We start from the raw sequence: 11503 nt of genomic DNA on the forward strand, positions 1-11503 counted from the left end.
GTCGAGTTTCTAGTGTGTTCCTTCGTTCCTCAGGATGACATAAAATGCGCAAACAATCTAAATTCCAAATCTTTCCTCTTGACTCTTTCCTCTATCTTCTATATTCTATTCTCTATTTTCTATGTTCTAAGATCTCACTCCGTTATAAAACAAGAAGCCGGTAAATTCACTTTATTAAACAAATCAGGTTGTATTGTATTTCCCCAGGCGAATCTCACTTTCGTTGGGTTTGGAACTTTCTTGCTTGTCAAAACCACTTCATTGTTTTTTATAGAAGCTTCTGCAGCATAAAAGGTTCCATCGGCTCCAGCCAGTTCAAATTGATTGGATGTTTTGTTTTTGAAATATAAGCCGTCAGCATAATCGAAAGAAACTGTTACTCTGTTTTTTTCAATTTTAATGTCTTTGTAAAGTGGTCCGTTTACTAAATTGGAATTGACTTTATACGTTTCGGCCAAAGCCAAATTTGCCAGACGAATTCCAACCGATTTTTTGTTTTTTGGATGAATATCAATTGTATCTGAAATATCAGAAGTTAAGACCATTCCGGTTTTCGGAACTTCACTCAGAGCTTTTCTTTGAGAATTTCTAACCGTAACATTTGAGAAGTTGTTGCTACCGGTTTTATATGGCGCTATTTGGACGAAATAAAAAGGAAATTCGTCCTGCCAGGCTTTTCTCCAGGAAGAGATTAAAGCCGATAATGTTTTGTCGTAAACCAAAGAACCAACATTTGATTCGCCCTGATACCAAAGCGTTCCTGCAATTTTAAATCCAATAAAAGGATAAATCATCGCATTGTAGGCACGTCCGGGTTGTCTTGGTCCGTATTCTTGTTCGTTTATTTTTTTTGCATTTTCTAATAAAAGAGGATCGTTTTGAACGACTTCTTCCGGCATCCAGATCTCAGCCGGAGTTCCGCCCCAATTAGATGAAATTAATCCGATTGGTACATTTTTTAAATCTTCACGTAAGCGTTTGGCAAAGAAGTAGCCAATAGCACTGAAGTATTTCATAGTTTCCGGAGTCGATTCGGTCCAGTTTCCTAAAAGGTTATTTTGAGGTGTAGTTGCCGTTAATTTCGGAACGGTAAAAAAACGAATATTGGGATTCGCAGCATTTTTCATTTCTTCCTCGCCGTTGTCAATTCCCCAGCTTGCTGACATTTCCATGTTGGATTGTCCGGCGCAAACCCAAACTTCTCCAATTAAAATATTTTTTAGAATGACTTCATTGTATCCTTTTATAGAAATGGTATAGGGGCCACCCGCTTCTGGCGTTTTTATATGAAGTTCCCATTGCGCCTGATTGTTCGCTACAACTTTATATTCCTGATTGTTCCAGCTCGAAACCAATTTAATTTCTTCCTTTGGATTGGCCCAACCCCAAATTTTCACTTCAGAATTACGCTGTAACACCATATTGTCACCAAAAATATTCGGAAGGGAAACGTTTGCCATCATAGTACTGGAAATCATCAGAAAGAAAACAAACTTAAATATATTATTTTTCATTTAACAGCTTTTTTAAAAACGGACCATATTGATCAGCCATTACTTTTTGATCCGCAACATCCGGGTGTCCTAAACATCCTTTCGGCGTCATCGGCTTGAATTTGAAAATCTGGATTTCTTTATGTGTTTTATCCGCAGAAAATGCTTCTTTTACTTTGTTCAGACAATCTTCAAAAACAATTGCTCTTTCTCCGTTAACCATTGGACTGTTTGTAATCACAATCTGTGCATTTGGATTATGAACATAAAGCATTTTTATAAAATTGATGTAATTGGAAACATACTTTTCGGCATTAAAAGGCAAACGTTCTTTTTTGCCGTCTCCGCCAGAAAAATCATTCGTTCCTAAAGCAATACTGATAATATTGGGCTGAAAAGCAAAATCATATTTAGGCTTTGAATTGTCTTTGGTCAAATACAAATTTTGATAAACATCGGGCATAATGGCCTCGTCTTTGTTCTCGTCATTCCAGTTTCGGTAAATCCCAATTCCAGACACGGAGCTCACTAAATAGTCAACATCAATTTCTCTCGAAAGCACTGGTCCGTAAGCATAATAACCATTATGATGATCCATGTATTCTCCTTTCTCACAATCAACCGAATCGCTAGCTGCCGCGCAGGTTATAGAATCGCCAATAAATTCAATTTTCTTTTTCTTTTTGGATGAAATTGAAGTCAGCTTTGCTGTCGTTCCTGCAAATAAAATGCCACCGGAATGTGCTTCGGTATTTTTATAAATTTCGAGACGATGCTCCTTTTTATTTGAAGTAACTTTTATCGGGAAAGATTGTATATCTCCTTTTTCAATTTTAATTTTTCCTATGTATTTTCCGTCTAAAACTAAATCAACATAATTATGATGCTCATAAGAATCAACACTTTGAAGTTTAATTGAACATTCATTTCCGGTAAAATTAAAAGATACTGAGGAAGCCGTTCCGATTAAAACAACAGCGTCATTTTGAAGCTTTTCAATCCGGCCTGCATATAAAAAAGTATTTGTGTTTTGTGAAATAGAAACAGTCGAAATCAGCAAAAACAAAATTAAAAACGGTAATTTTCTGATAAACATAATTTATTTGTTAAATAGAAATAGTATTCACAAATATATCTGAAATGTAGAAGACAGAAAGATACTAAAACGTCAAAATGCAATAAAAAAACACCACATAAATACATCAAAACCGTAAATTTTATTCTTTATTCTTACAAAGCCATCTTAAAGCACTTCTTTCCTATTTAAAAACAAGCTATCTTTATAGAAACAACATCTTAAAAATGAAATCATTCTTTTACATCTCTATATTTTCAACGTTCATCTTATGTTCTTGCTTTACATCAAAAGAAGAACCTAAAACTGAAACATTTCAACTACAAAAAATGAAAACGGATATTGAGCGGGATTCTATCGCAAATTATGCTAAAAAATATTTGGGAACGCCTTATGTATATGCAGGGAATGATCCTAAAACAGGATTTGACTGCTCCGGATTTATAAGTTATGTCTTCCACCATTTTGATGTAGACTTACCAAGAAGTTCTGGCAGTTATAAAAATTTAGGTAAGGCTTTAAAACCTGAAGATTTTAAAGTGGGAGATATTTTAGTTTTTTACGGGTACAAAGACCATACTGTAATTGGTCATCTCGGAATTATCTGCGAAGCCAATGGAATGCAGTCTAAATTTATTCACGCTTCATCCGGAAAAGTAAACAGCGTCACGATTACTTCTCTTGACACAGAACATTATACCAATCGTTTTTATAAGTGTATTGATGTTTTGAGTAAATAGTTTTTTTTCAAACTGCTTAATTTTTTTCTCTCGCAGATTTGGCAGATTATGCAGATTTTTTTTAAGCTTATCCATAATAAATAGATCCGCTTAATCTGCCAAATCTGCGAGAGAAAATTAAAAATTAATCTTTTACTCTTCTGTCAATAATTTGATCAGACTATCATCTCTTTGATAAACATCTTTGTAGAAGTTCAGTTCGCCTTTGCGGTCTACCCAAGCTGTAAAATAGCCTATATATACAGGTATCTTCTTTTTTAGACTCACCCAATTTTCTTTTCCGGCGTGCATTGCTTTATCAATTTTTTCCGGTGTCCATCTTGGATCTTGTTTTAAAAGTTCAATCGCTAATTCTCTAGGTTTTTGAACGCGCACACAACCATGGCTGAAGGCTCTGCTTTCTCTTCCAAACAAACTTTTAGAAGGCGTATCATGCAAATAAATATTACTCGAATTCGGGAATAAAAACTTCACCAAACCAAGCGAATTGTTCTTTCCAGGCAACTGTCGTACAGCTCCGTTATTCCATTCCAGATTTTTCTGCGCCAAATAATTCTTGTTTTTGGCCATTCCGGGTTTAATCTCTTTGTTGATAATACTTGTGGGAACATTCCAATACGGACTAAATACAATGTTATTCATTATTCCACTGAAAATAACGGTTTTGGTCATCGCTTTTCCAACCACAACTGGTGAAATAAAAGCAATTTCATGATCGCGAATTAAATACAATCTAAACTCGGGAATATTAACTTCGATGTATTCTTTTCCTTTTTCCAGTTGAGGATCAATCCATCTGCAACGTTCCATATTGACAATAATCGTTTTGATTCGGTCTGAAACCGGAACGTTTAATTCGGCAATATGTTCTTTTAGGATTATATTCTTTGGTATTAATCCGTGGTGTATTTCGTAATTTTTGATGGCTTTAATCAAAGTAGTATCGCATATATTACTTTTGTCATTTTCTTTGAGATCGCCCGTAATGAATAGTCTTTCTCTAATTTGACCAATGGCGTCAACAGAATCTCCAATCTTCAGATTTTTAAAATCCTCATCAACCTCAACTGTTTTCCAGCCTCCTTTTTTCTCTATCTCTCTATATCGGTGAAGTGCATCTCTCAGTTTATAATATTGACTGAACATTTTGCTCTTTTTATCATCGCTGATTGTAGCTTTTTCATGAATGGAATCTGAAAAAACTTTGTAGTCGAGTTTTTTTCTAGGCAAAAGCCATTCTAGTTTCTTTACTGTTTTTTCATCAGCACCAGAAATTTTCTGCACATAATAAAAATACAGGTTCGAAATCATCAAATCCGTATCAATCTTTGATAGTTTGTTTTCGGCAATATTATCAAAAACAGAATTAATTTTTTCGTTATACGGAAAATTGGCACTCAAACCTTCTGCTTCTAACCCTTTGTATTTATTGAATAAAGTATTTCCAAATTCGACAACACCTTTATTATCCAGCCATAATTGAGTCGATTTCTTTTCTTTGTATAAAGCTAAAACCTCATTCTGGAATTTAATCAACTTAGGATAATTTTCATAAAACTTAGAAACTTCAACACTGTCAATGTGAAGTTTTAATTCCGGAACCACTTTTTCTGAGGTCTTTTTTAAGTCTTCTTCTTTTTTTTCTGATTTAGAATTACATGAAAAAACCAAAAACAGAACAATAACAACAACAGGCGAGTAGAAAATTTTCATAATAATATTTTTAATAAAAATAGAAAAGTTTTAATGAAAACAAACCCTTTCCTGGAAAAATAATATTCACTTTACATAGCAAAACTTCATTTCAAATCAACTTCAAAAAAGACATAAAAAAAACTCCAAATACACTGTATATTTGGAGTTTTTCACTTTATAACCAACCTTTATTTAGATTACCGTTCCTTTGAGGGTAAGAATTTTTGGAGATGTTTCGGCACTTGTTGTTACCGTTACTGTTTTTGTAAAAGCACCTTTGTTGGCCGCATTATAAGTAGCAGTAACTTTAGCTGTTTTACCAGGCAAAATTGGCTCTTTAGTATAATCAGTTGCAGTACAACCGCAAGAACCCTGAACATTTGTAATTACAACCGCTGTTTTTCCCGTATTTTTAAATTCATAAACAATTGCTTTTGGCGTTCCTTGTGGAATTTGTCCTACATCAATAGTTTCTGCTTTCCAGGCGATTGTTGAAGCAGTTGTTTCAATTTTAGAAGCAATTACTTTTACCGGTACAATTGCTGAGAAAGACATTAGGCCTAAAGCCAAAGCCAACATAGAGATTTTGATAATTTTCATAGTTATTATATTTAATGGTTTATAGTTCGGAATTTGTATTTCAAAAGTACTTCAGACAAAATCAAATCGCTGTTAACCGGTTTCAAATCTTTGTTAACGACTTGTTAATCGCTGTTTTTCACTATAATTTTCATTAATATTACATTCTCAAAAACACCCTTTTCTTGAAAATAAATAAACTTAATAGTATTATCCTCTTAGGATTGATCGCCATTATCAGCATATTGGTGGCGCAATTGCTTTGGACCAAAGAGGCTTTTACATTGGAACAAAAAAAACTGAGTCAAAAGGCCAATATTGCTTTACTTGAAGTGGCCCGAAAATTATACGATGGAAAAGATCATGAACCATCGTGTCAAAATCCTGTTCGGAAAATTTCCAACGATTATTATATCGTAAATATCGAAAATGCTTTTGAACCTGATATTTTAGAATTTTATTTAAGATCGGAATTCAAGAAAATGCATATTACAACCGATTTTGAATATGCAGTCTACAATTGCCAAAGCGATGAAATGGTTTATGGAAAGTACATTTCATCCTCTGAAAAAGGAAAAGAAAAAAAAGCAGTTTCGTTCCCAAAACATAAAGATCTTGTTTATTATTTTGCAGTTCGTTTTCCTAATGAAACTACTTATTTATTCAGTTCGATGCGTTTTTGGTTTATCCTTTCGATTGCACTAATTCTGATTTTACTAATTTATGTCTATTCAATTTTTACGCTTTTACAGCAAAAGAAATATTCTGAGCTGCAAAGGGATTTCATCAATAATATGACGCATGAATTCAAAACGCCTTTGTCTTCTATATTAATTGCTTCGAAATATTTGATTGAACAAAATCCAATTAAAGAAGATAAAAAGCTTCATACTTATACGGATATTATCATCAATCAAAGCAATAAACTCAACAGTCATATTGAACAGATTTTAAATATTTCGAAAGCAGATTATTCGCCTTTGGAACTAAAAAAAGAAACGCTTTTAATTGTTCCTATTATCGAGGAAACGATTGAAAACATTCAGATGAAATATCCTGAAGCCTCTATTAAAATTGAAGCTGAATCTGCGGAATATTATATCGAAACTGATATTTTTCATTTTAGCAATTTAGTTTATAATTTGCTTGATAATGCTGTAAAATATTGCTCTGACAAACCTGATATCACGATTCGGATTTCAGTAGAAAATCAAATTTTGAAGCTCGCTTTTATTGATAACGGAATTGGAATTTCTCCTAAAAACATTTCTCTTATCTTTGATAAGTTTTACCGTGCTCAAAATGAAAAAAGTAATGAAGTAAATGGTTTTGGACTTGGATTATATTACGTCAAAGAAATCTGCAATCTTCAAAACTGGAAAATAAAAGCCGAAAATAACTCAGAAAAAGGCATCACTGTAACTTTGTCAATTCCTTATAAAAAATGAAACAATTCAGAATACTTTATACCGAAGACGATGAAACCTTAGCGTTTTTAACCAAAGACAATCTGGAACAAAATAACTACGAAGTTATTCACTGTCCTGATGGAAAACTGGGCTTTGAAACCTTTAAAAAAGAAAAGTTTGACATTTGTATTTTTGACATTATGATGCCTAAAATGGATGGTTTTGAGTTGGCAACAGAAATCAGGAAAGCCAATACAGACATTCCAATTATTTTCCTTTCTGCCAAAACTTTAAAAGAAGACCGTATTAAAGGATTACGTTTGGGTGCCGATGATTATCTGGTGAAACCTTTTAGTATTGAAGAATTGCTTTTGAAAATTGAGATCTTTTTGAAGCGTTCACAGAAAAGTATTCCGACAGAAAAATCAGTTTATGAAATTGGGAAGTACCAATTTGATACCAACAATTTTATTCTTTTTAATGAAACTGAAAAAATCACACTCACACAGCGTGAAGCCGAATTGCTAAGGTTATTTTTGGACAATAAAAACTCGGTTCTAAAAAGAGAGCAAATTTTGACCTCGCTTTGGGGAACCGATGATTATTTTATGGGAAGAAGTCTGGATGTTTTTATTTCGCGGTTGCGAAAAATTTTAGCCAATGAAAGCGGAATTTCGATAGAAAACCTACACGGAATTGGGTTTAGATTTTCAATTGTATAAGCATCATTAAATGGTTAGAAATTTCAATTTTAAATAATAACAATTCTGTTAAAAATAAAGAAAAATCTGTAAATTAAATTTGAAAAATCTTCGTAATTTTAAGTTCTAATTTTACATGATATGAAATTACATCATTTACGTAACGCTACTTTAGTTATTGAAACGGAGCAACATGTGATTTTAGTTGACCCGATGTTGGGAAAAAGAAAAACAATTCCACCCTTTACCATCTTTCGTTATAATCCCCATCGAAATCCTATGGTTTCTTTGCCAAAAAACAGTCGGGAAATTTTGAGCAAAGTAACCCATTGCCTGATTACACATTTGCACCCAGATCATATTGATAAAGCTGGTGAAGTTTTTTTAAGACGTAAAAGCATTCCAGTAATCTGTAGTGTACAAATTGAAAAAGAATTAACTAAAAGAGGTTTAAATATTACTCAAACTTTAAATTATTGGGAACCTCAACCTTTTCTGGATGGAAAAATAACGGGAGTTCCAGCGATTCATGGTTATGGATTCATCGCCAAATTCATGGGACATGTAATGGGCTTTTTTATTGAATTAGCGAACGAAAAATCTATTTATATTAGTTCAGATACCATTTTTACAGAACACGTACAAAAAGTTCTGGTTGAATTTAAACCAGACATTGCAACTGTGGCCTGCGGTACGGCTAGATTAGATATTGGCCAGCCTTTATTAATGCGAATGAATGATATTTTGAAGTTTACGGCTTTGGCGCCTGGCAAAGTCTTCGCTAATCATTTAGAAGCTTTAAACCATTGTCCGACTACAAGAGAACAATTGAAAAATGCTTTATCAGAAAATGATCTTTTGTCTAAAACGGCTGTTCCTGCTGATGGAACTTTTGTGGAGTATTGATTTTTTTTACTCTTTGCTTGTTAATCTTTGTCGAGCTACTTGTGGGAATTCCTCCTCCGTCGGAATGACACACTTTATCTACAAATCCAAGTTTAACTAATCTTTACGGAGCTACTCGCGGGGATTCCTCGTTCCTCGGAATGACATACTTTGTGGTTACTTTGTCAATAATCTAATTAATAAATCAAGGATTTACATCCAGTTTGTCATTCCGAGGAACGAGGAATCCCCACAAGTAGCTCGACAAAGATTATCAAAACGCGCTTATAAAGTTTTTCAATTTTAACGAAAGAGTAGCTCCGCAATCCTATTCAAATAGATAATTCAAAAACTCAAAATCAGGATTAATTGATTTTATCAATTCAATTTTCTTCTCTCTTCTCCAGCCTTTAATTTCCTTCTCTCGAGCAATTGCTTCATGAATCCAAGTGAATTTTTCATAATACAATAAAAATTCAACATTATACTTTGAGGCAAATGTTTTATTCTTTAATAAAATATTCTCCTGATGCTGACTTAATCTTTTCCGTAAATTATTAGTAACTCCTGTATAGAAAACAGATTTAGGTTTATTCGTTAAAATATAGATGTAGTAAGTATGAAAACCTTCTTGAAAATACATAATTTATTAAAATTCTATTCTCAAGTAAAAACAAGAAAAATCTTAATTAATCTACAAAACCAACAACCCAAACTCTCGTAAAGTATTAACAGGCTTTGAATACCAAAATAATTCGAAGTCCTCCAATTGTGTTTCAAAATCTGCTTTTACTTCCTGAAAAGTATAATTCTTAGCATTTGAAATTGAAATTTTACTCAAAATTTCGACTAGCCATTCACCTTCATTTTTATTGGTCTGAAGATTGAAACTTTCCTTTTTATCATGAAAAGTAAAACTTATCATTTCCCAGGTATTTCCTTTTTTTGATTTTGTAAAATGTTCTACAGAAGGTTTTCCTCCAAGCCAAACCACTTTTGCATTTGGTTTTGTGTTGAAATCATTTCCTTCTTCAAGTGCATTAAAAATAAAATCGGGATCAATTTTAGTTTTTGGTATTTTAAAATCGAACCAATCTTGCAATTCGTAGTCAAAACAGATTCCGTGCATGAAATTAAAAAGCGATTTCTTTAATCCGAAACTGAACTTATCGTGATTGATTCCTGTAGAATCTGTATAATCGATATCGTTATTTGCAAAAGTTCCAATGGCTTCTGTTGCTTTTTTAACGCCAAATTTCTCCGGATACAATCCAACCGGACTATGAGCCGTCATCGCAAATTGATGCCAAAAACCAGATTGCAAAATTCCGGCTTCAAACAATTGGCGAACCATTTCAAGACTGTCAACTGTCTCCTGAATGGTTTGGGTTGGATATCCGTACATTAAATACGCATGAACCATGATTCCAGCTTCGGTAAAGTTGCGGGTTACTTTTGCAACTTGTTCAACGGTTACACCCTTATCAATAAGTTTCAATAATCGGTCTGAAGCCACTTCTAAACCTCCTGAAACGGCAATACAGCCAGAAGCTTTTAAAAGCAGACATAAATCTTTTGAAAAACTTTTTTCAAATCGAATATTCGTCCACCAGGTTACGGCTAATTTTCGGCGTAAAATTTCTAGTGCCAAAGCGCGCATCAATGCTGGCGGTGCTGCTTCATCGACAAAATGAAAACCGTTTTGCCCCGTTTGAAGCATCATTTCTTCCATTCGGTCGCACAATAAATTGGCAGCAACTGGTTCGTAAACTTTTATATAATCTAATGAAATATCACAGAAAGTACATTTTCCCCAATAACAACCGTGAGCCATTGTGAGTTTATTCCAACGGCCATCACTCCACATTCTGTGCATTGGATTTACGATTTCGATAACCGAAATGTATTTATCCAAAGGCAAATCTGAATAATCCGGAGTACCGACCTGAGCTTGTTTGTAATCGTGTTTTAGAGAATTGTTTTTGTAGACCACTTCTCCATTTTCTAATAAAAAAGTTCTTTTATAATGCTTCTCGACTTCGCTCGAAGTGACAGCGTTTATAAGTTCTTCAATCGGAACTTCTCCATCATCCAAAGTAATAAAATCAAAAAACTCAAAAACGCGTTTATCAGAGAGTGAACGCAATTCGGTATTTGGGAAACCACCTCCCATCGAAATTTTAATTTCGGGATAATTTTGTTTGACCCATTGTGCACATCGAAACGCGCTGTATAGATTGCCTGGAAAGGGAACAGAAATTAAGAATAAAGTTGGTTTTACAGCTTCAATTTTAACTTTCAAAAGCGAAATTAAAATCGAATCGACATAAGTTGGTTCTTGCTGTAAAGCTTCGTAAAGTTCATCAAACGAATTGGCGCTTCGGCCTAAGCGTTCTGCATATCGGCTAAAGCCAAAATTTTCATCGACACATTCTACAATATAATCTGAAATATCTTCAAGATATAAAGTGGCCAAATGTTTCGCCTTATCCTGAGTTCCCATTGTCCCAAAAGCCCAATCGAGTTCTTCAAGCTGAGCAAAACGAGAAGCTTCCGGCAAAAAATCTTCCTGACAAATCTGCAAAGCCAGTGTTGGATTTTTTCCCTGCAAAAAATGAATTACGGCATCAATAGTTTTGATGTATTCATCCTTCAATGCAAAAATACGTTTCGAATTATCTGAGATTTCAGAACCTGAAACTTGAAACTTGAAACTTGAAACCTGAAACAAATCTATTAGTCCTTTCTTCGAAAACAACTCCAAAATCACGTCAATACCCAAATCAGCCTGAGCAGATTCAATATTTTTTGTGTTTAGAAATCCTTTTATATAAGCTGTTGCCGGATACGGTGTATTCAGTTGTGTAAAAGGAGGCGTTATGATGAAGAGTTTCGTTTTCAAAAGGAATTATTTTTGCAAAAATAC

At 33.8% G+C, this 11503-nt stretch carries 10 protein-coding genes; 4 read left to right on the forward strand and 6 right to left on the reverse strand.

Annotated features, from left to right (window positions below):
• Positions 1–134 precede the first annotated feature (134 nt).
• Positions 135–1514 carry a sialate O-acetylesterase gene (locus AC6CH4_RS16710; RefSeq protein WP_498104928.1) on the reverse strand — a complete coding sequence of 460 codons (1380 nt, stop codon included), beginning with the start codon at positions 1512–1514 and terminating at the stop codon, positions 135–137.
• Positions 1504–2589 (reverse strand): SGNH/GDSL hydrolase family protein, encoded by a 1086-nt coding sequence (locus AC6CH4_RS16715; RefSeq protein WP_498104930.1) that lies wholly within the window; start codon positions 2587–2589, stop codon positions 1504–1506. The genes AC6CH4_RS16710 and AC6CH4_RS16715 overlap by 11 nt, the downstream gene beginning before the upstream one ends.
• A gap of 308 nt (positions 2590–2897) precedes the next feature.
• Between AC6CH4_RS16715 and AC6CH4_RS16720 the strand changes: the two genes are divergently transcribed.
• Positions 2898–3308 (forward strand): C40 family peptidase, encoded by a 411-nt coding sequence (locus tag AC6CH4_RS16720; protein WP_498104932.1) that lies wholly within the window; start codon positions 2898–2900, stop codon positions 3306–3308.
• A gap of 132 nt (positions 3309–3440) precedes the next feature.
• Here AC6CH4_RS16720 and AC6CH4_RS16725 read toward each other — a convergent pair whose 3' ends face one another.
• Both AC6CH4_RS16725 and AC6CH4_RS16730 read right to left on the reverse strand, forming a co-directional pair.
• Complete coding sequence (locus AC6CH4_RS16725) at positions 3441–5021, reverse strand: L,D-transpeptidase family protein (RefSeq protein WP_498104934.1); 1581 nt, start codon at positions 5019–5021, stop codon at positions 3441–3443.
• A 174-nt stretch (positions 5022–5195) separates the two neighbouring features.
• Positions 5196–5603, reverse strand: a complete 408-nt coding sequence (locus AC6CH4_RS16730) for a DUF1573 domain-containing protein (RefSeq protein ID WP_498104936.1) — start codon at positions 5601–5603, stop codon at positions 5196–5198.
• 164 nt (positions 5604–5767) lie between these two features.
• Here AC6CH4_RS16730 and AC6CH4_RS16735 point away from each other — a divergent pair, with 164 nt between their 5' ends.
• The 3 genes from AC6CH4_RS16735 (at position 5768) to AC6CH4_RS16745 (ending at position 8598) form a co-directional block, all read left to right on the forward strand.
• Entirely contained in the window at positions 5768–7030 is a 1263-nt protein-coding gene (locus AC6CH4_RS16735; protein ID WP_498104938.1) for a sensor histidine kinase, read from the forward strand.
• Positions 7027–7713 carry a response regulator transcription factor gene (locus AC6CH4_RS16740; RefSeq protein WP_498104940.1) on the forward strand — a complete coding sequence of 229 codons (687 nt, stop codon included), beginning with the start codon at positions 7027–7029 and terminating at the stop codon, positions 7711–7713. The genes AC6CH4_RS16735 and AC6CH4_RS16740 overlap by 4 nt, the downstream gene beginning before the upstream one ends.
• A 120-nt stretch (positions 7714–7833) precedes the next feature.
• Complete coding sequence (locus AC6CH4_RS16745) at positions 7834–8598, forward strand: MBL fold metallo-hydrolase (protein WP_498104942.1); 765 nt, start codon at positions 7834–7836, stop codon at positions 8596–8598.
• A gap of 307 nt (positions 8599–8905) precedes the next feature.
• On the opposite strand, the gene AC6CH4_RS16750 is transcribed toward AC6CH4_RS16745, so the two are convergent.
• The gene (locus AC6CH4_RS16750; protein WP_498104944.1) at positions 8906–9220 is read right to left on the reverse strand and encodes a GIY-YIG nuclease family protein; all 315 of its coding nucleotides are present in this window, start codon (positions 9218–9220) and stop codon (positions 8906–8908) included.
• 51 nt (positions 9221–9271) lie between these two features.
• A complete protein-coding gene (locus AC6CH4_RS16755; protein ID WP_498104946.1) occupies positions 9272–11479 on the reverse strand; it encodes a B12-binding domain-containing radical SAM protein in 2208 nt (735 codons plus the stop codon).
• Between the last annotated feature and the right edge of the window lie 24 nt (positions 11480–11503).

It is taken from the genome of Flavobacterium sp. GQ95, from assembly GCF_059758655.1.